The sequence below is a fragment of the Aromatoleum toluolicum genome (genome assembly GCF_012911005.2).
Lineage (GTDB): Bacteria > Pseudomonadota > Gammaproteobacteria > Burkholderiales > Rhodocyclaceae > Aromatoleum > Aromatoleum toluolicum.
Genome location: NZ_WTVS01000044.1, coordinates 1 through 20,280, shown reverse-complemented (window position 1 = coordinate 20,280; position 20,280 = coordinate 1). Strand labels below are relative to the sequence as shown.

20 protein-coding genes are annotated in these 20,280 nt (G+C 67.7%); 17 read left to right on the top strand and 3 right to left on the bottom strand.

Annotated elements, in window-relative coordinates; translation table 11 throughout:
• Positions 1 to 112 precede the first annotated feature (112 nt).
• The 6 genes from GPA27_RS18800 (at position 113) to GPA27_RS18775 (ending at position 6,695) form a co-directional block, all read left to right on the top strand.
• Complete coding sequence (locus GPA27_RS18800) at positions 113 to 790, top strand: TetR family transcriptional regulator (protein ID WP_169142024.1); 678 nt, start codon at positions 113 to 115, stop codon at positions 788 to 790.
• A 200-nt stretch (positions 791 to 990) separates the two neighbouring features.
• Positions 991 to 2,115 carry a phosphotransferase family protein gene (locus GPA27_RS18795; protein WP_169142023.1) on the top strand — a complete coding sequence of 375 codons (1,125 nt, stop codon included), beginning with the start codon at positions 991 to 993 and terminating at the stop codon, positions 2,113 to 2,115.
• Entirely contained in the window at positions 2,112 to 2,903 is a 792-nt protein-coding gene (locus GPA27_RS18790; protein ID WP_169142022.1) for an enoyl-CoA hydratase-related protein, read from the top strand. The genes GPA27_RS18795 and GPA27_RS18790 overlap by 4 nt, the downstream gene beginning before the upstream one ends.
• 24 nt (positions 2,904 to 2,927) lie before the next feature.
• Positions 2,928 to 3,620: a nitroreductase gene (locus GPA27_RS18785; RefSeq protein ID WP_169142021.1), complete on the top strand. Its 693-nt coding sequence runs from the start codon at positions 2,928 to 2,930 to the stop codon at positions 3,618 to 3,620.
• Between the two features lies 1 nt (position 3,621).
• On the top strand, positions 3,622 to 5,226 hold the full coding sequence (locus tag GPA27_RS18780; protein ID WP_169142020.1) for a GMC family oxidoreductase: 1,605 nt from the start codon (positions 3,622 to 3,624) through the stop codon (positions 5,224 to 5,226).
• 41 nt (positions 5,227 to 5,267) lie between these two features.
• On the top strand, positions 5,268 to 6,695 hold the full coding sequence (locus GPA27_RS18775) for an aldehyde dehydrogenase family protein (protein WP_169142019.1): 1,428 nt from the start codon (positions 5,268 to 5,270) through the stop codon (positions 6,693 to 6,695).
• Position 6,696: 1 nt separating this feature from the next.
• Here the strand turns inward: GPA27_RS18775 and GPA27_RS18770 are convergent, their stop codons facing one another.
• Positions 6,697 to 6,984: a hypothetical protein gene (locus GPA27_RS18770; RefSeq protein ID WP_169142018.1), complete on the bottom strand. Its 288-nt coding sequence runs from the start codon at positions 6,982 to 6,984 to the stop codon at positions 6,697 to 6,699.
• A gap of 244 nt (positions 6,985 to 7,228) precedes the next feature.
• Between GPA27_RS18770 and GPA27_RS18765 the strand changes: the two genes are divergently transcribed.
• Together GPA27_RS18765 and GPA27_RS18760 are read left to right on the top strand one after the other, a co-directional pair.
• The gene (locus GPA27_RS18765) at positions 7,229 to 8,440 is read left to right on the top strand and encodes a thiolase family protein (RefSeq protein WP_169142017.1); all 1,212 of its coding nucleotides are present in this window, start codon (positions 7,229 to 7,231) and stop codon (positions 8,438 to 8,440) included.
• Between the two features lie 5 nt (positions 8,441 to 8,445).
• Positions 8,446 to 9,408 carry a bifunctional OB-fold nucleic acid binding domain-containing protein/MaoC family dehydratase gene (locus GPA27_RS18760; protein ID WP_169142016.1) on the top strand — a complete coding sequence of 321 codons (963 nt, stop codon included), beginning with the start codon at positions 8,446 to 8,448 and terminating at the stop codon, positions 9,406 to 9,408.
• 114 nt (positions 9,409 to 9,522) lie between these two features.
• Here the strand turns inward: GPA27_RS18760 and GPA27_RS18755 are convergent, their stop codons facing one another.
• A complete protein-coding gene (locus GPA27_RS18755) occupies positions 9,523 to 10,845 on the bottom strand; it encodes a type II toxin-antitoxin system HipA family toxin (protein WP_169142015.1) in 1,323 nt (440 codons plus the stop codon).
• Between the two features lie 2 nt (positions 10,846 to 10,847).
• Positions 10,848 to 11,087: a helix-turn-helix domain-containing protein gene (locus GPA27_RS18750; RefSeq protein ID WP_169142014.1), complete on the bottom strand. Its 240-nt coding sequence runs from the start codon at positions 11,085 to 11,087 to the stop codon at positions 10,848 to 10,850.
• A 233-nt stretch (positions 11,088 to 11,320) separates the two neighbouring features.
• Between GPA27_RS18750 and GPA27_RS18745 the strand changes: the two genes are divergently transcribed.
• From GPA27_RS18745 to GPA27_RS18705, 9 genes are read left to right on the top strand one after another with little or no spacing between them, the layout of a single operon-like run.
• A complete protein-coding gene (locus GPA27_RS18745) occupies positions 11,321 to 12,211 on the top strand; it encodes a VOC family protein (RefSeq protein WP_169142013.1) in 891 nt (296 codons plus the stop codon).
• 23 nt (positions 12,212 to 12,234) lie between these two features.
• On the top strand, positions 12,235 to 13,101 hold the full coding sequence (locus tag GPA27_RS18740; protein WP_246261245.1) for a CoA transferase subunit A: 867 nt from the start codon (positions 12,235 to 12,237) through the stop codon (positions 13,099 to 13,101).
• Between the two features lie 12 nt (positions 13,102 to 13,113).
• Positions 13,114 to 13,914: a CoA-transferase subunit beta gene (locus GPA27_RS18735; protein WP_169142011.1), complete on the top strand. Its 801-nt coding sequence runs from the start codon at positions 13,114 to 13,116 to the stop codon at positions 13,912 to 13,914.
• A 19-nt stretch (positions 13,915 to 13,933) separates the two neighbouring features.
• A complete protein-coding gene (locus GPA27_RS18730; protein WP_169142010.1) occupies positions 13,934 to 14,863 on the top strand; it encodes an enoyl-CoA hydratase in 930 nt (309 codons plus the stop codon).
• A complete protein-coding gene (locus GPA27_RS18725; RefSeq protein WP_169142009.1) occupies positions 14,860 to 15,978 on the top strand; it encodes an NAD(P)H-dependent flavin oxidoreductase in 1,119 nt (372 codons plus the stop codon). The genes GPA27_RS18730 and GPA27_RS18725 overlap by 4 nt, the downstream gene beginning before the upstream one ends.
• 52 nt (positions 15,979 to 16,030) lie before the next feature.
• A complete protein-coding gene (locus GPA27_RS18720; protein WP_169142008.1) occupies positions 16,031 to 16,783 on the top strand; it encodes an enoyl-CoA hydratase family protein in 753 nt (250 codons plus the stop codon).
• Positions 16,784 to 16,793: 10 nt separating this feature from the next.
• On the top strand, positions 16,794 to 17,960 hold the full coding sequence (locus GPA27_RS18715; protein ID WP_169142007.1) for an acyl-CoA dehydrogenase family protein: 1,167 nt from the start codon (positions 16,794 to 16,796) through the stop codon (positions 17,958 to 17,960).
• An 11-nt stretch (positions 17,961 to 17,971) separates the two neighbouring features.
• Positions 17,972 to 19,030 (top strand): acyl-CoA dehydrogenase family protein, encoded by a 1,059-nt coding sequence (locus GPA27_RS18710; RefSeq protein ID WP_169142006.1) that lies wholly within the window; start codon positions 17,972 to 17,974, stop codon positions 19,028 to 19,030.
• A 3-nt stretch (positions 19,031 to 19,033) separates the two neighbouring features.
• Positions 19,034 to 20,185 (top strand): acetyl-CoA C-acetyltransferase, encoded by a 1,152-nt coding sequence (locus GPA27_RS18705; RefSeq protein WP_169142005.1) that lies wholly within the window; start codon positions 19,034 to 19,036, stop codon positions 20,183 to 20,185.
• Positions 20,186 to 20,280: the final 95 nt, after the last annotated feature.

Genomic DNA, 20,280 nt, shown 5'->3' with positions numbered 1-20,280 from the left:
TCCCATCGCACCGGAATTCGTATTGGTCGAGCCGATTTCCGCCTGCAAGCGTCTGTTTATTTGGAATAATTACTCCGATTTCGGGAGAAGCCCCGGGAGGTCTCGCATTCTTATGACCAGCAAGAAGACCGTTCGCGAAGGGGAGAAGGGCAGCGGTCGCCTGCCCGCTCCGCGCAAGGTGCCGTCGCAGTCGCGTTCGCGCTCGCTCGTGGCGGCGCTGGTCGAGGCCTGCCTGCAGATCCTGGACAAGGAGGGGGCGGAGGCGCTGACCGTCAATCGTCTCTCCGAAGTGTCGGGGGTGGCCGTGGGCTCGATCTACCAGTATTTTCCGAACAAGGATGCGGTGGTCAGCCTCGCCTTCGATCACATCCTCCACGAGGAGGCGACAGTCCATGTTCCGGCGCTGCGGCAACGCGTGGTGGGCCTGCCGCTCGACGCTGCATTGCGCGAGATCCTGGGCAACATGATTCGACAGGAATTGCGCCTGCACCGACTCAACGCGGAATTCCATCTGAAATATCATCCGGAACTGCAAGTCGGCCTGCGGCTGGGACCTTACGAGAGCACCAGCCAGTATGTCGATGAGGCGTGGGGTGCGTTCGTGAATCTGTATGTGCCCGATCTCGATCCCGCTCGCCGCGACATGGCCGCCTACATGCTCGGCATGGCCTCGCGCGCGACCATCCGCGTCGCACTGGAAGATGCGCCCGAACGCGTGAGCCGACCGGAGTTTCTCGACTGCCTGGTGGCGATGGCGCTGGGCGCGCTCGGCGTCAACGCCTCCGCCTGAACACGCGCCGGGGCTGGAAATGCGATGGGACCTGTGCAGCCGCCCGGTTTGGTCGCAAATACATAAACGATTCAAGTAGTTGAGTTGTGATTCGCGCCTGCGGGAATGCGAATCACGGTCTCGTCCTGCGCTCCCTATACTTTTCGCATCCGCCCCGGATCCGTGCCGGTGGCGGGCGACAAGTACGAGGAGACTCCCGCATGCAAGCAAGCCCCGAAGCCGTCGGCACAGCCTTGCGCGACTGGCTGACGTCGCGATGGCCCGACAGGCGCGGCCTGGAAGTGAAGGACGTGCGTCTGCCGAGCCAGGGGTTTTCAAACGAGACCTGGCTGCTCGATCTGGAATGGGAGCGGGACGGTGAGTTCAAGCGCATGCCGGCGGTACTACGCCTGCAGCCCTCGGAACTCGCGCTGTTCCCGTCCTACGACCTCTCGCTTCAGTACCGCTGCATGGAGCGCCTCGCTGGAAGCGATATTCCCGTGCCGCGACTGTTCGGTTGCGCGCTCACGGATGACGCGGCCGGCAATCCCTTCGGGCGTCCGTTCTATGTGATGGAGCACCTGTCGGGGCGGACGCCGGGGGAGAACCCGCCCTACCATCTTGCCGGCTGGTTGCACGATCTGTCGGCCGCACGGCGGCGTGCGGTTTGGCTGAACGGGGTCGAGATGATGGCCCGCGTGAATCGGTTGGACTGCGCCGCCTACGATTTCAGCTTTCTCGACCATCGGACCTCGGGCGAAACCCCGCTTGACCATCAATTGCGCGAGTCGCGCGCCTTCCTTGTCTGGGCGGAATCGCTCGCCGAACCCTATCCGCTGCTGCGCGCCGCACTGGATTGGCTGGAGGTGAACCGCCCGCAGGGCGGACCGATAGGCCTGTGCTGGGGCGACCCCAAGCTCGGCAATTGCCTGTTCGATTCCGACGACGACCGCTGCACCGGACTGCTCGACTGGGAGTCCGCGCATCTGGGCAATCCTGTCGACGATCTGGCCTGGTGGATCATGCTCGACCGCTCCCTGTGCGACGGATACGGGTTTAGGCGACTCGAGGGTCTCCCGTCGCGCGCGGAAACCATCGCCCACTGGGAGCGGTGCAGCGGTCTGTCGGCGCGCGATCTCCCGTATTACGAAGTGTTCTGCGCCTTCAGATTCGCGCTGATCATGGCGCGCATCGGCTGCATGTTCATGGCACGGGGCCTCGTCCCCGCCGGGCAACGGATGGATCTCGAGAACGGTGGCAGCGCGTTACTGCGCCTCCTCGCCGCCGAGCAGGGTCTTCCGTTCGCCTCGCCTTTCCCAATAACTGCAGGAGCAATGACAGCATGAGCAAGGTACTGACCCGCATCGACGGTCGCGTGATGACCGTCACCATCAATCGCCCCGAGGCGATGAATGCCCTCGACCCCGAAACCCAGGCCCTCATGTCGAGTGCCTTTGACGCTTTCGCGTCCGACAACGAACTCTGGATCGCCGTGGTCCGCGGGGCGGGCGGTCGCGCGTTCTCGGCAGGTGGGGACATCCGCGCGATGCGCACGGCACTGGAGGGTGGGGAACCCTACCGGATACCCGAGACCGGTTATGGCGGACTGACCAGTCGTTTCAAGCTCGACAAGCCCGTCATCGCGGCCGTCGAAGGCATCGCGATGGGTGGGGGGTTCGAGGTCGCGCTCGCGTGCGACATCGTCCTGGCCACGCGCAATTCCAGCTTCGCCCTGCCCGAGCCGCGCATCGGCGCCGTCGCCTACGCCGGCGGCATGCACCGGCTGCCTAGGCAGATCGGCATGAAGCGCGCAATGGATCTCCTGCTCACGGGGCGCACCATCGGTGCGAGCCAGGCGGAGGCGTGGGGGCTGATCAACGAGGTGGTCGAGGAGGGCGGCATGGACGCGGCGCTGGCACGCTGGTGCGATCTGCTGTGCGCGAACGCGCCGCTCGCTTTGCGCGCGACCAAGGCGGCCGTGGGAGAAGGCCTCGCGCTGCCGCTGGACGAGGCGATCCGGCGTCAGGACGCGGGCGGCTACGCGGCGATCGAGGCGATGCGCGCGAGCCGCGACGTCGTCGAAGGCATCATGGCCTTCAACGAGAAGCGCGCGCCGGTCTGGGAAGGCCGCTGACAGCCGATGACGAGGAATTCTCCGATGCTGCATTCTGAATCGAAAGAGTCGCTCGCCGCGAGCTTTGCCGAGCTCGTCGAGCGTCGCGTCTCGACCCGCGCCTTCCTGCCCGAGCCGCTGCCGCGCGGCGACATCGAGCGCGCGCTGAGCCTGGCCTGCCGCGCACCGTCGAACTGCAATACCCAGCCGTGGAAGATCGCGGTCGCCGGCGGGGCGCTGCGCGATCGGCTGGCCGCGGCGATCAGCGAGGCCATGGCCGCCGGGCGCATGAATCCCGACTTCCCCTACGACGGACGTTACGAGGGCGTCCAGCAGGCGCGCCAGTTCGCGGCCGCCGAGGCGCTTTACGGCGCCGCGGGCATCGCGCGCGCGGACAAGGCGGCGCGACTCGCGCAGTTCATGCGCAACTACCGCTTCTTCGACGCGCCACACGCGGCCTTCTTCTTCCTCTCGCCCGGCGCCGGCACGCGCGAGGCGGCCGATCTGGGCATGTGCGCGCAGACGCTCATGCTCGCGCTGACGAGCATGGGCTACGCCAGCTGCCCGCAGACGGCGTTGAGCTTTCATCCCGATCTGGTTCGCGCCGAGTTCGGGATCGAGCCCGGCTGGCAGCTGCTGTTCGGCATGTCCTTCGGCCGCCCCGATCCTGCCGCGCCGGTCAATGCGCTGCGCCTGCCACGGGATGTGGAGGCCTGCACCGTGATCCGGGAGGACTGAGGTGGAGCTTTTCGACTACATCGTCGTCGGAGCGGGGAGTGCCGGGTGCGCGGTGGCCGCCCGCCTGTCCGAGGATGCGGCCTGTCGCGTGCTGCTGCTGGAAGCGGGCGGGCGCGACGCGAACCTGATGATCGACATGCCGGCCGGCTGGGGCAAGACGCAGGAGCCGGACAGCGCCTTCAACTGGGCCTACGAGACGGCGGCCGAGCCAGGCCTCGGGGGGCGCAGGATTCCGCTGCCGCGCGGCAAGGTGCTCGGCGGCAGCTCCGCGATCAACGGGCTGCTGTACATCCGCGGCCAGCGCGAGGACTACGACGCCTGGGTGGCGGACGGCGCGCGGGGCTGGGGCTGGGAGGACGTGGCGCCGCATTTCCTGCGGATGGAGCGCAATGTCGCCATCGCCGACGCCCACCATGGCAATGACGGCCCTATCGTCGTATCCGACCTGGTCGATCCGTCGCCGCTCGCCGCAGTCCTGATGCGGGGCGCGGAACAGGCCGGAATTCCGCGCACGCGCGACTTCAACGGCGCAAGCCAGGAAGGCGTGGGGCTGTACCAGGCGACCCTGTCGGGCGCGCGTCGCTGCTCGGCCGCGCACGGCTACCTGCGGCCCGCGCGCGATCGGGCGAACCTGGAAATTCGCACCGGTGCGGCGGTGAACCGCGTGCTCATCGAAGCGCAGCGGGCGGTCGGTGTTTCTTACCGCGTCGGGAGCGAGGTGCGCGAAGCCCGCGCGCGGGCCGAGGTGATCCTGTGCGCCGGCGCGATCGTCACGCCGCAGATCCTGATGCTCTCCGGGATCGGGCCGGGCAGCGAGCTCTCCCGCCACGGCATCGAGGTTCGCGTCGATGCCCCTGGCGTCGGCCGCAATCTGCAGGACCATCTCGTCGTGCCGCTGATGTGGCGCCTCAAGGACGGGCAGCCGTCGATGAATGGCCGGCTCGGCGGCGCCAGGGTGCTGCTCGAGGTGCTGCAGTACCTGCTGCGCAAGCGCGGGGCAATGACGATGCCCGCCGCCGAGGTCGGGATCTTCCTGCGCAGCCGGCCGGAGGTCCCGCGCCCGGATATCCAGTTCCACGTGCTGCCGCTGTCGGGCGATCTGGATGGCGAGAAGAAGTCGCTGCACGCGTTCCCCGGCTACACGCTCGCGCCGAATGTCTGCCGTCCGACTTCGCGCGGGTCGATCGCGCTGGCGTCCGCCGATCCGGCCCACAAGCCGCTCGTGCGCATGAACTACCTCAACACGGAGCACGACCTGGACCTTACCCTTGCCGGCATGGCGTGGGCGCGGCGCATCGCGGCGGCGCCTGACCTGGCCGCGATCACCGCGAGCGAGGTCTATCCCGGCGTGGGGGCCGCGACGCCTGCGCAGCTTGCCGACTATGCCCGGCGTGCCGGAACCACCGGGCATCATCCGGTCGGCACCTGCCGCATGGGTGAGGACGAGGCGGCCGTGGTGGACTCGCAGCTCACGGTGCGCGGCGTGGCCGGTTTGCGCGTCGCGGATGCATCGGTGATGCCTCGCCTGATCTCCGGCAATACGAATGCGGCGGCCATCATGATCGGCGAGCGCGCGGCAGGATTCGTCCGTGCCGGGCAGCGTTGACCTGGCCGCGGCCCCTGACGACATCCTTTGGGAAGAACGAAATGAGCATGCCGAACGAGGCACCCTATCCACTCCTTGAGGCGCTGCGCGTGATGAAGGACGCGCAACGCCGGGCGGGGGAAGTCAGCGCGGAGCTGCGCATCGATCGCCTGACCCGGCTTCTCGAGCTCCTGCGTTCGCACGCAGACGACTTCTGCGCTGCGCTGGACGCAGACTTCGGCGGCCGCCCGCGCGAAATCTCGCTCATGAACGACGTGATGGCGACCTTCAACTCGGTCAAGTACGCGCGCAAGCATGTCCGGCACTGGATGAAGCCCGAACGTCGCGGCGGGGTGTTTCCGTTCAGCCTGTTCGGCGCACGCGTCGATGTGCACCGCATGCCGAAGGGCGTGATCGGCATCCTCGGGACATGGAACGTGCCCTTGTTTACGACGCTCGCTCCGCTGGCCTTCGTCCTTGCCGCGGGCAACCGCGCCATGCTCAAGCCGTCCGAACTCGTTCCGCGCACCGCGCAGCTGCTGTGCGATGCCGTGCGCGATGCCTTTTCGGAAGACGAGGTCGCGGTGTTCAACGGCGATGCATCGGTGGCCGCCGCTTTCAGCGCGCTGCCCTTCGACCATCTGGTGCTGACCGGCAGTTCGGCCACGGGCGTGCGCGTGATGCGCGCGGCTGCGGAGCAGCTCGTGCCGGTGACGCTGGAGCTCGGCGGCAAGTCGCCTGTGATCGTCGGGCGCAGTGCGGATATCGGTGTGACTGCGGAGCGCATCCTGCTCGGCAAGACGATGAATGCCGGCCAGATATGCGTCAGCCCGGACACCGTGTACGTTCCGCGTGAGGCGCTGGAGCGTTTCGTATCCGCCTGCGTCGAGGTGCATTCCTGGCTCTTTCCGCCGGACGCGGGGGCAGAGGCCCTCACGGCGATCGTCGATGAGCGGCATCGGGCGCGGCTGGATGCGTACCTCGACGAACTCACGGCGCGCGGCGCACGCATCGTCGACTGTGGCGGCGGCTTGGCGCCGTCGGGTCGGCGCCGGCCCTTGCACCTGGTGATCGATCCCCCGCGCGATTGCCTGATGGCGCGCGAGGAGATCTTCGGCCCGCTATTGCAGGTAGAGTCCTACACGGACATCGACGAGGTGATCGGTCGGATCAACGATGGCCCGCGGCCGCTCGCGCTTTACTACTTCGGCGCAGACAAGCGCGAGGAGCGTCGGGTGCTGGAGCACACGCTTTCCGGCGGCGTCGCCATCAACGATGTGTTGATCCAGGTCGCCGCCCACGACGCGCCTTTCGGCGGCGTCGGCAGTTCCGGGATGGGCGTGTATCACGGGCGCGAAGGCTTCGAGCAATTCAGCCATCCGCGCACCGTGTACCGCAGCGGGTGGTGCGACCCGCGCAAGGCGCTCGGACTGACGCCACCGTACCGCCGGCAGCTTTACGAGCGCCTGCTCAAGACCCTGCGTGTTTGACTCAGAGGAGGGCGGCCAGCGCGAAAGGTACGCCGAGCAGCCCGGTCCAGCCCAGGCGTCCCCACAAGGCGAGGCGGTCGGACTGGTGGTTCCATAGTCCGAGTGCGCCGAAGGCGCCCATCGCGCCCGCCCCCGGAACCCAGATGCCACTCAGGCCGGCCAGGCCGAGCACACCCAGCACGCGGACGACGGCGCCCGGACGCGAACGCGTTACCGGCGACTTCAGGCCGGCGAGGCCGGCGAGACCGATCAGGCCGACGAGGCCGATCCAGGGGGTGAGTTGTTCCATCCTGCGTTCTCCTTGGTATGCATGGGTCCGCGCCGGGATTTCCTGACTGTCGGCGTGGCAGCTTTGTCGACCTTTCCAGTGTGCGGCCGCATGCGCATCATCCAGGCGGACTACATTCCGCAATTGGCTGGAAGGATCGCCCGACCGGGCCTAGTCGATTTGAACGATTACCTCCCGTCCTGGCCTATGGCATCGTTCCTCCATCGCCGGTAACGGCAATGGCAAGAATCGCGAAGGGGCTGACATGGGACTGAAAGGACAGGCCGCGATCGTCGGGGCGGCGCAGTACAGGCCGGAAAAATACGCGACCGCGCCGCGCATGTTCCACCTCGAACAGGTGGCGGATCTCGCGGCACGCGCACTGCAGGACGCCGGGTTGCAGGCGTCGGATCTCGACGGCCTGGTCATCAACGGGCCGCAGTTCCACGAGGCGTCCGTCTTCGTGCCGGCGATGGCCGCGGAGTACCTGGGGATGCGGCTGAACTTCGCCGAGGTTGTCGATCTCGGCGGCACGACTTCCGTCGGCATGGTGTGGCGTGCGGCGGCGGCGATCGAACTCGGGCTGTGCCAGGCGGTGTTGTGCGTGCTGCCGGCGCGCATGGCGCCTCTGGGCCCCGACGAAGATCCTGCCTGGATGGCGCGGGCGATGCGCTTCGGCGGGCACAGCACGGCGTTCGGCGCGCCCGAGGCGGAGTTCGACCTGCCGTATGGGCACATGGGGCAGAACACCGGCTACGCGATGATCGCGCAACGCTATGCGGCGCGTTACGGCTACGACCCGGCAGCGATGGCGAAGATCGCGGTCGACCAGCGCACCAACGCGCTGACGAACCCCGAGGCGATGTTCTTCGGCAAGCCGCTGAGCGCCGAAGAGGTCCTCGCGAGCAAGATGGTCGCCGACCCGCTGCATGTCCTGGAGATCGTGATGCCGGTGGCGGGCGGGGCGGCAGTGATCGTCGCGTCCAAGGAGGTCGCGGCGCGCGCGCGCAACCGGCCGGCCTTCGTCACGGGCTTCGGCGAACATCTCGCGTTCAAGTCGCCCTCCTATGCGGCAGAGATGACCGAGACGCCCATCGGCCCTGCGTCGCGCCGTGCGTTCGAGATGGCCGGGCTCAAGCCGGGCGACGTCGACGCCGCGCAGATCTACGACTGCTACACGATCACGGTGCTGCTGACGCTCGAGGACGCGGGCTTCTGCGAGAAGGGCGAAGGCATGCGCTTCGTGCGCGAGCACGACCTCACGTGGCGCGGGAATTTCCCGATGAACACGCACGGCGGGCAGCTGAGCTTCGGCCAGGCCGGTTCGGCCGGCGGCATGTCGCAGGTGATCGAGGCCTTCACCCAGCTCGCCGGCCGCGCAGGCGATCGTCAGTTGAAGCGTTGCGACCGGGTCTATGTGTCCGGCACCGGCGGCGTGATGAGCGAGCAGGGCGCCTTGATCCTGCAGGGAGCGTGACGAACATGTCGATGAACAAACCGATGCCGGCGCCGACCGAGATCTCGGCACCCTTCTGGAACGCCCTGAAAGAGGGCGTGCTGCGCATACCGCACTGCACCGCATGCGGGCACTGGATCTTCTACCCCCGCCGCCACTGCGACCGCTGCTTTTCGCATGCAGTCGAATGGCGGGAAGTGTCGGGGGAGGGGCAGCTTTACTCCTACACCGTGGCGCGCATCCCGACGCTGCCCGACTTCGCCGACGAGATGCCGCAGAAGCTTGCGGTGGTCGAACTCGACGAGGGCGTGCGCATCAATACGACGCTGGTCGGGGTGGACGAAGCCGAAATCCGCGTCGGCATGCGCGTGAAAGCGGTGTTCGACAAGGTGCGGGCGGACGGCGCCACGCTGTTGCGCTTCACTGGGGCCGAGAAGGATTTTCCGGCGCGCCTCGACAGCACGCCCGAGGCACTCGCGGCGGCAACGGACGCGAAGGTGACTGCGGAGATCGCCGCGACGAGCGTGCGGCAGGTGCGCTTCGACGACGAGGCGGCGATGAAGTCGCTGGTGAGCGACGTCTTCACGCCGTGGAGCAGCAAGGTCGTCGTCGACCAGGCGCTGATCGACGAATTCGCAAGACTCTCCGGAGACGACTACTGGATCCACACGGACCCGGAGCGCGCCGCCAAACAGAGCCCCTTCGGCGGCACGATCGCGCATGGCGCGCTGGTGCAGATCCTGCAATCGCGCCTGAAGATGCCGCTCGGCTTCGAAGTGACCGGCTTCAACAACATGGTTAACTACGGCTCCGACCGCCTGCGCTTCCCCGCGCCGGTGCCCGCGGGGTCCCGCATTCACGCAAGGGCGCGAGTGAAGTCGGTCGAGAAGCTCGCGAAAGGCATGCAGCTGACGCTGGAAGTGACTACGCACGTCGTCGGCAACGATCGCCCCTCGGTCATCAACGATCTTGTGATTCTTTATATGTAGTTGCTCTCGTGGTCCTCTCCTTGTTGGCCGCTCTGCCTTCCGGGTGAGCGGCCTTTTTTTTTGTGCGCCCGGCAGGCTGCGGCCAGACGGGACCGGGCAGCCGTTGCGCCCCGCTCACAGGCGTTTGGCCGACCGCCGCATCCCGTCGGCGATCGTGTCGAAGACATCGGCGGGAAAGTCCGCCGGCAGGCGCGAGCCAACGGTGTCGATGACCGCAGGGAGGCGGGCGAGGATGTCCTCGATGATGGCCTCCATGTCGGGGCCGTAACCGCACCGGTGCGCCGTCTCGTTGAAGTGCCGGCGCAGCATGTCGCGCAGGCGGTAGTGCTTGTTCTTTCCCGGTAGCGCCATCGCGAGGCGCAGCTTCTGGTAATCGAGGTGGTTCGGCTCGTCGCCGGTCACGGGCCAGGCGGACAGCACGTCATAGAGTGGCGTGAGGTGGTAGCGGCCGCCGGGGAGCAGGAAGATCGAGAAATTCTTGGCGTGGCCGTCGGTGCCTGCGAGCAGGAAGAAGAGGAGCTGCGCGCGCAGCAGGATCGCGAGATCGTTGTCGCGGGATTGCGCGCTGTGCAGGATGCGGGCGATGTCGATGATGCCGGGGCCGCCGTCGGCCTCGTACTTGAGGTGGGGCGGCGTCGCGGTGGCCTGGCAGAAGTCTTCCTGCGGCAGTCGCAGCCAGTATTCGCCCGAACTGGCCAGCTTGCGGTCGAAGCGCTCGACCACGAGCACCTTCTGCGCGCCGAAGTGCCGAATTTCGCTGGGCGCGACGGGCACGCCGAACTCGGCGAGCAGTTGCGCGCACAGCCATTCGTTCTCGACCGAGGTGCGCATGTCCGCTTGTCGGTTGCCGACCAGGCCCAATGGCAGCTTGAAAATGTGGGTGGTCGGCGTGGCGCCGAGGGGCCGGCACCATTGGCCCGCATGCCAGGTGAGCGCCGTCTTTTCCTGGGCCCCGGCGATCGAGATCCGGAAATCCTCGTCGTCTTCGGCCGTGAGGCGGTTGGTCGAGGCCACTGCGGCGGTGAGCATCCGCTCGACGCCGGCGTCGTCGAGCGGTTCGACCTCGATCGTGAACACGTTGGCGGGGGGCGCATCTGGCGAAAGTACTTGCAGCGCGCCGACGCAATCCCGGCCAATCGCCTCCAGCAAGTCGAAGGCCTCCCGGCTGCGGGTGTGGAAGCGGGTCTGCAGGCGGGCGCGGATGCGGTCGCTGTCCGGCAGCAGGTTGTCGAAATAGTTGAGGACGCTCTCGCCGCGCAACGGGACGTTGTCGGGCGTCATCGGCAGCGACAGGGACAGCGGGCGCCCTTCCGGCGCGGCGGTCCACGACGGCTCGTACTGGAACTCGGCCGGCCCGCGGGCCGGGAGGCGCCATTGACCGACCAGCGTGCCGTTGGCCCAGGCATTGAGCGCGCGAGCGTGCGAGCGGCGCCCCATGGCTACCACTCGCTCGTGTCGGTGGAGGGCGGCTTCTCCTGCAAGACGAGTTCGAGACCCAGCAGGCTGGCGAGCGAGATCAGCCGATCCAGCGTGAGGCGCTCGGGGTGGGCTTCGAGTTCGGAAAGCCGGTTCTGGCTGATGCCCAGCCCGGTGGCGGTCGCTGCCTGCGACAGACCGAGCGACTTGCGACGGCTGGTCAGAATCTGCCCGGCCTGTTGAGGTGTCGCGAGACGATACATGGCACGAATATCGGGAATTCAGATAAATGTAATGTATCGGCTTTGACGATAAAATGCAAGTATCGCGAAAGCCGATATCGATCAGCCTCCCCACGAATCCGGCAGCCGGCAGCGATCGTTCGAGCCTGGTCCTCTGCGGCAACCCGTAGTCTCAACGGACGATGAGCACGCCGCATGTCGTCGCGACAATGCTTTCCATACCGGCAAGTGCCGGGCTCATGGGAGCCAGAGACATGATCGATATTCGCGGTCTGGGCTATATCGTCGCCCAAACCGATCAGCCTGCCCAATGGCAGCACTACGCGCAGGATGTGCTGGGCATGATGACGACGCCAGCACCCGGCGGCGGCCTGTACGTGAAGATGGACGAGCGTCCGTTCCGCATGCTGGTGGTCGAAGGGCCGGAGCGCCGTTACCTCGCCTCGGGCTGGGAGCTGGCCGACGAGCGCGCCTTCGATGCCGCGATCACCGTTCTCGAACAGAAGCGCGCGAAGTGGGAGCCGGCGTCGGCCGGGCTGTGCGAGCAGCGCGGCATGCAGGCGATCGCGATCGTCACCGACCCCGCGGGCAACCGCCACGAACTCGGCTGGGGTCATCGCTCGGATTGCCAGCCCTTTGTCTCGCCGCTGGGCGTGCCGCGTTTTGTCACCGGTGACATGGGGCTCGGCCACACGGTGCTGCCGGCTCCGAACTTCGACGAAACGGTGGCCTTCCACCGCGACGTGCTCGGCTTCGGCGTCTCCGACATCTTCAACTTCCGCCCCGACCCGGCCGCCCCCGCGGTGCGCATCCACTTCCTGCATTGCGCCAACGCGCGCCACCACAGCCTCGCACTCGCCGAATACCCGGTGCCCAGCGGCTGCGTGCATGTGATGGTCGAGGTCGATTCAATGACCGAGGTCGGTCGCGCACACGATCGCCGCATCGCGCACCAGGTGCCATTGTCGGCGACGCTCGGCCAGCACCTCAACGACCGGATGATCTCGTTCTACATGAAGACGCCGTCCGACTTCGACCTCGAATACGGCTTCGGCGGATTGCAGGTCGACTGGTCGCGCCACACGGCCTTCGAATTCACGCGCGTGAGCCTGTGGGGCCACGACTTCTCCGCCGGACAGAAATAAGGACGCGATACATGGACAAGCGGATGACTACGGCCGATGTCGTCGGCGCACTGCGCGACGGCATGACGATCGGCTTCGGAGGATGGGGGCCGCGGCGCAAGCCGATGGCGATCGTACGCGAGATCCTGCGCTCGCCGGTGAAGGACCTAACGGTCGTCGCCTACGGCGGCCCGGAGGTCGGGATGCTGTGCGCGGCCGGCAAGGTGCGAAAGCTTGTGTTCGGTTTCGCGACGCTCGACGCGATCCCTCTCGAGCCCTATTACCGCAAGGCGCGCGAGGCGGGCGAGCTGAAGGAACTGATGGAGCTCGACGAAGGCATGTTCCAGTGGGGGCTGCGCGCGGCGGGCATGCGCCTGCCCTTCCTGCCGACCCGCTGCGGCCTCGCGACCGACGTCGTGAAGCTCAACCCGGAGCTGCGCACGATCCGCTCGCCCTATGAGGACGGCGAAGTGCTGATTGCGATGCCGGCCTTGAAGCTCGACGTCGCGCTGTTGCACGTGAATGTCGCCGATCGCTTGGGCAATACGCTGGTCACCGGACCCGATCCCTACTTCGACCACCTTTTCGCGCGCGCCGCCGACAAGTGCTACGTGTCCGCCGAGCGCGTCGAGGAGCGACTCCTGCTCGATGCCGCCACCGCGCGCAGCAACACCTTCGAGCGCTATCTCGTGACCGGCGTCGTCGAAGCGCCCTTCGGGGCGCATCCGACCTCGTGCCCGTCGGACTACGGCTGGGACATGAGCCACTTCAAGCGCTACGCCGCGAGTGCGGGCGAGGAGGGCGGCTGGCAAGCCTATGTCGACGAATTCGTCGCCGGCGGCGAAGCCGCTTACCAGGAAAAGAACGGCGGTGCGGAGCGGCTCGCGAAGCTGCCGCTGCCGGTGTTCTGAGGAGATTGCGCGATGACCGACAAGACTGATTTTACCCTCGCCGAACTGATGATCGTCGCCGCCTCGGAAGCCTGGCGCGGCGACGGCGAAGTCCTCGCCTCCGGCCTCGGCGTGATTCCGCGCCTCGGCGCCAGCCTCGCCAAGCTCACGCACAGCGAGGGCCTGCTGATGACCGACAGCGAGGCCTTCCTCGTCGAGGAGCCGATTCCGCTCGGCCCGCGCGGCGACTACCAGCCGAAATACGCCGGCTACATGCCCTTCGAGCGCGTCTTCGAATGCGTGTGGGGCGGGCGCCGTCATGCGATGGTCGGCCCGACCCAGGTCGACCGCTGGGGCCAGACCAACCTCTCGTGCGTCGGCGACTACGCGAAGCCGAAGTCTGCAATGCTGGGCGTGCGCGGCCTGCCGGGCAACAGCATCAACCACATCAACTCGTTTTTCGTGCCGGCGCACAGCAAGCGCGTGTTCGTCGAAGGCGAGGTCGACATGGTGTCCGGCGTCGGTTTCAAGCCCGAGCGCTGGAACGAAGGCGAGCGCAACGACCTGATGGAGATCCGCATCGTCGTCACCGATCTGTGTGTGATGGACTTCGACGGTCCCTCTCGTGCCGCGCGCGTGCGTTCGCTGCACCCGGGCGTGAGCTTCGGCGAGGTGCAGGAGAAGACCGGCTTCCCGCTCATCGCGGCGCCGGACATGTGCGAGACGCCGCACCCGACCGCCGCACAGCTCGCGCTGATCCGCCGTCTCGATCCGCACGAACTGCGCGCCACGGCCATCAAGGGCAATCCTCCCGGCATCCGTCCGGCGGCCTGATACGGCAAGGAAAACGACAATGACAGCCCCGACGCCCCCCGACGCTGGCGCCTTCGTGAGCCGCGCCGACACCTCGTCCTACGAGACCGACACGCCGGTGAAGTATTCCGTGCAGGACGGCATCGCGACCGTGACGATGTGCCGGCCGGACTTCAACAACGCGCAGAACTCGCAGATGACCTACGCCCTCGATGCGGCCTTCCGCCGCGCCGTGGATGACGACGCGGTGAAGGTGATCGTGCTGCGCGGTGAGGGCAAGCACTTCTCCGCCGGGCACGACATCGGCACCCCGGGGCGCGACATCAACAAGCCCTTCGACCGCGCGCACCTGTGGTGGGACCACACCAACAAACCCGGCGGCGAATACCTGTATGCGCGCGAGCAGGAGGTGTACCTCGGCATGTGCCGGCGCTGGCGCGAACTGCCCAAGCCGACGATCGCGATGGTGCAGGGCGCCTGCGTCGCGGGCGGACTGATGCTCGCGTGGGTGTGCGACCTGATCGTCGCCTCCGACGACGCCTTCTTCCAGGATCCGGTCGTACGCATGGGCATTCCCGGGGTCGAGTATTTTGCTCATCCCTTCGAGCTGCATCCGCGCATCGCGAAGGAATTCCTCTTTGTCGGCGACCGCATGGGGGCCGAGCGTGCGTGGCAGATGGGGATGGTGAACCGCGTCGTCCCGCGCGCCGAGCTTGAGGCGGCAACTTACGCGCTGGCCGCGCGCATCGCGCAGCAGCCGCGCATGGGGCTGGCGCTGACCAAGCAGGCAATCAACCACGTCGAGGATCTGCAGGGCAAGCGCACCGCGATGGACGCCGCCTTCGGCTGGCACCACTTCGCCCATGCCCACAACGAACTGCTGTCCGGCGACAAGCTCGGCGGCTACGACGCGAAGGCCATGGTGCAGGCCAACAAGCAGGCGGCCGCGCAGGCCGGGGAGGGCGCATGAACCGCGACGGAATACCCGACTGCTCCGCGCTGCTGAGCACGCCGCTCACGCAGGCACTCGGCTGCCGCTACCCCATCGTGCAGACCGCGATGGGCTGGGTCGCCGATGCCAACCTGGTGACCGCGACGACGCGTGCCGGCGGCTTCGGCTTCCTCGCCGGCGCGACGATCGAGCCGCACAAGCTCGAAGACGAGATCCGCAAGGTGATCGCAGCGACCGGCGGCGCGAACTTCGGCCTCAACTTCCACATGTTTCAGGAAAACGCCGCGCAGTGCGTCGATCTAGCGATCAAGTACAAGCTGCGCGCGGTGAGCTACGGGCGCGGGCCGGACAAGAAGACCATCGCGCGCTTCAAGCAGGCCGGCGTGTTGTGCATTCCGACGGTCGGCGCGCTCAAGCACGCGGTGAAGGCCGTCGAGCTCGGCGCCGACATGGTCACGATCCAGGGTGGCGAGGGCGGCGGCCATACCGGTGGTGTGCCGACGACGATCCTGCTGCCGCAAGTGCTGGATGCGGTAAAGGTGCCCGTCATCGCCGCGGGCGGCTACTCCACGGGGCGTGGCCTTGCCGCCGCGCTCGCAGCCGGAGCGGCCGGCATCGCGATGGGCACGCGCTTCCTGATGACCACCGATGCCCCCACACCGCGCCCGACGCTGGAACGCTACGTCGCCGTGGACGACCCGCAGAAGATCCGCGTCACGCTCGCGGTCGACGGCATGCGCCACCGCATGATCGACAACCCCTTCATCCGTCGCCTCGAAGCGGCCGGACCGGTCGGCCGCCTTGCCATCGCGCTGAAGAGCGCATGGGCGTGGAAGGCCCAGACCGGTATGAGCCTCGGGCACATGTTCGGCGTGCTGCGCCAGGCGATCAAGGAAGACGCCGGCGCCGTGTCGCAGACCGTGATGTCGGCAAACCAGCCGGTACTGCTGCAGCGTTCGATGGTCCAGGGGCTGCCCGACGAGGGGATCCTGCCCAGCGGCCAGGTCGCCGCGGCGATCGGCGAGCTGCAGAGCTGCGAGGAGGTCATCCACGGCATTGCCAGCGAGGCGGAGGCCTGCCTCGCCCGCCTGTACGCCCGGCTCGAAACGCCGCGCGAGCGCGCTCCGGCCTGATCCCGCAAGAAAACAACACCCCGCACATACAGAAGAGCCTGGAGGCAATCACGTGACGAATGCAATTCACACCCGGCTCGACGCCGGCATCGCCGAACTGGTGATCGACAAGCCGCCGGTCAATGCGCTGGACAGCAGCGAATGGTTCGCGCTCGCGCGCACCATCGACGAACTCGGTGCCAACCCCGACGTGCGCGTCATCGTGATCCGCGCCGAAGGCCGCGGCTTCTGCGCCGGCGTAGACATCAAGGAACTCGACGCCCACCCGGAGCGGATCGTCGCGGTGAACGCCGGCAACTATGCGACCTTCAAGGCGGTGCACCGCTGTCCGGTGCCGGTCATTGCAGCGGTCCATGGCTTCGTGCTGGGCGGCGGCATCGGCATCACGGGCGCTGCCGACATCGTGGTCGCCGCCGAGTGCGCGACCTTTGCCTTGCCCGAGGTCGACCGCGGCGCGATGGGCGGCGGCGCGCACCTGCAGCGCCTTTTCCCGGTGCAGAAGGTGCGCCACCTGTTCTTCACCGGCGAGAAGATCGGTGCGCGCGACGCGGAACGCTACGGCTTCATCGAGCGCGTCGTGCCGCGCAGCGAGCTGCGCGAGACGGCGCTGGGCATCGCCGCGAAGATCGCCGCGAAGAGCCCCGCGATGATCCGCATCGCCAAGGAAGCGCTCAACGGCATCGAGGACGGCAACCTCGAGGACAAATACCGCTGGGAGCAAGGCTTCACGCTGCAGGCCTACACCAACCCGGATTCGGCCGAAACGCGCCGGGCCTTCGTCGAAAAACGCGACGCGCAATTCTGAGGGGAAGATCATGGATCTTGCGTACACGCCCAAGCAGCGCGCCTTCCGCGCCGAGGTGCGCGCCTGGCTCGCCGACAACGTCCCGCGCACGCCGCTCGTGAGCTACGACACGCGCGAGGGCTTCGAGCAGCATCGGGAATGGGAGCGGCGCCTGTTCGACGCCCGCCTGTCGATGGTGATGTGGCCCGAGGCGCTCGGCGGACGCGGCTGCGATCTCATCGAATGGCTGATCTTCGAGGAGGAGTATTACGCCTCGGGCGCGCCGCTGCGCGTCAACCAGAACGGCCAATTGCTGCTCGGACCGACGCTGATGGAGTTCGGCACCGAGGCGCAGAAACAGCGTTTCCTGCCGCGCATGGCGGCCAGCGAGGACATGTGGGCGCAGGGCTGGTCGGAGCCGAACGCGGGCTCCGACATGGCGGCGATCACCAGCAAGGCCATCCGGGAGGGCGACCACTACGTCCTCAACGGCCAGAAGACGTGGTCGACGCGCGCAATCTACGCCGACTGGCTGTTCGGCCTGTTCCGCAGCGATCCTGCGTCGAGCCGCCATCACGGCCTCAGCTTTCTGCTCGTGCCGCTCGATACCCCGGGCGTAACCATTCGCCCCATCCGCGCACTCAACGGCAAGGAAGCCTTCGCCGAAATATTCTTCGACGATGTGCGCGTGCCGGTGGAGAACCGCATCGGCGACGAGGGCAAGGGCTGGCACGTGGCGATGGCGACGGCCGGCTTCGAGCGCGGCCTCTTGCTGCGTTCCCCGGGCCGCTTCCAGCACACCGCGCGCCGGCTCGTGGCGCTGTACCAGGCGCACCGCGAGAGCGCCGACCGCGATCCGACGATCCGGGATGCCGTGTGCGAATCCTGGATGGGGGCGGAGGCCTATGCGCTGTCCGCCTACCACACGGTCGGCCGCCTGGCGAAAGGCGCGCGCATCGGCGACGAGGCCAGCACCAACAAGATCGTGTGGTCGGAACTCGACCTGAAGATGCACGAGACTGCGATGCGGATCCTGGGCGCGCGGGCTGAGCTCGTCGCCGAGGCCCCCGAGGCCGAGGACGGCGCGAGCTGGCTCGAAGGCTTCCTGTTCGCGCAGGCCGGGCCGATCTACGCGGGCACCAACGAGATCCAGCGCAACATCATCGCCGAGCGCATGCTCGGCCTGCCGAAATCCTGAAGGGGCCGCTCATGGACTTCACCTTTTCCGATGACCAGCTCGCCTTCCGGGAGGCGGTGAGCCGTTTCCTGATGACCGAGGCGGCGCCCGAAATGCTGCGCGAGATCTGGGAAACCGACGTCGGCCGCTCACCCGACCTGCGCCACAAGATCGCCGAGCAGGGGCTCACGGCGCTGTCGGTGCCGGAATCCTGCGGCGGACTCGGGATGGACGATGTTGCGTGGTCGCTGATGACGCAGGAACTCGGCTACTACGCGATCCCGGACTCTCTCGCCGACACGGCCTATGTCGCCGCCGGCCTCATCGCCGCGCTGCCCGAACGCCTGCCGAGCCGCGAGGAATGGCTGCGCCGCATCACGGACGGCAGCATCCGCATCGCCGTCGGCCACCCGGTCAATCCGCTCGTCGCCGACGCGCATCCCGCCGACCTGCTGCTGCTCGCGCATGGCGACGAGGTGCATGCCGTGCCCCGCGCACTGGCCGACGTGATCGCCAATCCCAGCATCGACTGCTCGCGCCGGCTCGGCCGCGTCGTATGGGAACCGAATACGGCGACCCTCGTTGCTGCCGGCGAGGCCGGCCGCGCGCTGTGGGCGGCGACGCTCGAGCGTGGCGTGCTGTCCGTGTCCGGCCAGCTGCTGGGCCTCGCACAGCGCATGCTGGATCTCTCGGTGGACTACACCGCCCAGCGCAAGCAGTTCGGCAAGCCGATCGGGAGCTTCCAGGCCGTGAAGCACCACCTTGCCGACGTGGCGACGCGCATCGAGTTCGCCAAACCGGTGCTGTACCGCGCCGCGCATGCGGTCGCCCGCGGCGACGCCGACGCCTCGGTGCGCGTGTCGCACGCCAAGCTCGCCTGCGGCGAAGCCGCGTGGCTTGCCGGGCGGCACGGCATCCAGGTGCATGGCGCGATGGGCTACACCTGGGAAGTCGATCTGCAGATGTTCATGAAGCGCGCCTGGGCACTCGATGCGTCCTGGGGCGACCGCGGTTTCCACAAGGCCCGCGTGGCCGGCTTTGTGCTCGGCGATGCCGCCGCGCTCGGCCCGGGCCGAACTTTCGGGGAATGAAGAATGGCTGAAGCCTTTATCGTCGACGCCCTGCGCAGCCCGACCGGCAAGCGCAAGGGCGGCCTCTCCCACGTCCATGCCATCGACCTCGGCGCGCATGTGCTGAAGGCGCTGGTCGAACGCAACGCGATTCCGGCCGACGAATACGACGACGTGATCTTCGGCTGCGTCGACACCATCGGCTCGCAGGCCGGCGACATCGCCCGCACGAGCTGGCTCGCCGCGGGCCTGCCGCTCAACGTGCCCGGCACTACCGTCGACCGCCAGTGCGGCTCGTCGCAGCAGGCGCTGCATTTTGCCGCGCAGGCGGTCATGAGCGGCACGCAGGACGTCGTCGCCGTCGGTGGCGTGCAGACGATGACGCAGATCCCGATCTCGTCCGCGATGCTCGCCGGGCAGCCGCTCGGCTTTCCCGACCCCTTCTCCGGCAGTCGCGGCTGGAAGGCGCGCTTCGGCGACCAGCCGGTGAACCAGTTCTACGCCGCGCAGCGCATCGCCGACCACTGGCACATCAGCCGCGAGGACATGGAAGTCTTCGCGCTGGAAAGCCACCGCCGCGCCCGCGCCGCGATCGAGGCCGGCCACTTCGCAAAGGAAATCGTGCCGCTGGAGGGCGTCCAGCACGATGAGACGCCGCGCGCGACGACGCTCGAAAAGATGGCCGAGCTGGAGCCGGTTGCACCGGAATTCCCCGCCATCACCGCCGCGGTGTCGAGCCAGACCTGCGACGCCTCCGCCGCCCTGCTGGTCGTGTCGGAAGCCGCGCTGAAGCGCTACGGCCTCACCCCGCGCGCACGCATCCACCACCTCAGCGTCCTCGCCGACGACCCGATCTGGCACCTCACCGCGCCGATCCCTGCGACCAAGGCCGCGCTCCGGAAGGTCGGCATGACCATCGGCGACATCGACCGCGTCGAGATCAACGAAGCCTTCGCGTCGGTTGTCATGGCCTGGGCGAAGGAGACCGGCTGCGACCCCGCCCGCACCAACGCCAACGGCGGCGCCATCGCCCTCGGCCACCCGCTCGGCGCGACCGGCGCACGCCTGATGACGACCCTGCTGCACGAACTCGAACGCACCGGCGGCCGCTTCGGCCTGCAGACGATGTGCGAGGGCGGCGGGCAGGCCAACGTCACCATTATCGAGCGTCTTTGACGCGTCCGATCCAGCGATCAAGTCTGCAAGCAATTACGTGATGACAGGTTGAGTGACGCGCAGTCACTCCCTCCCCTTCAAGGGGAGGGCTGGGG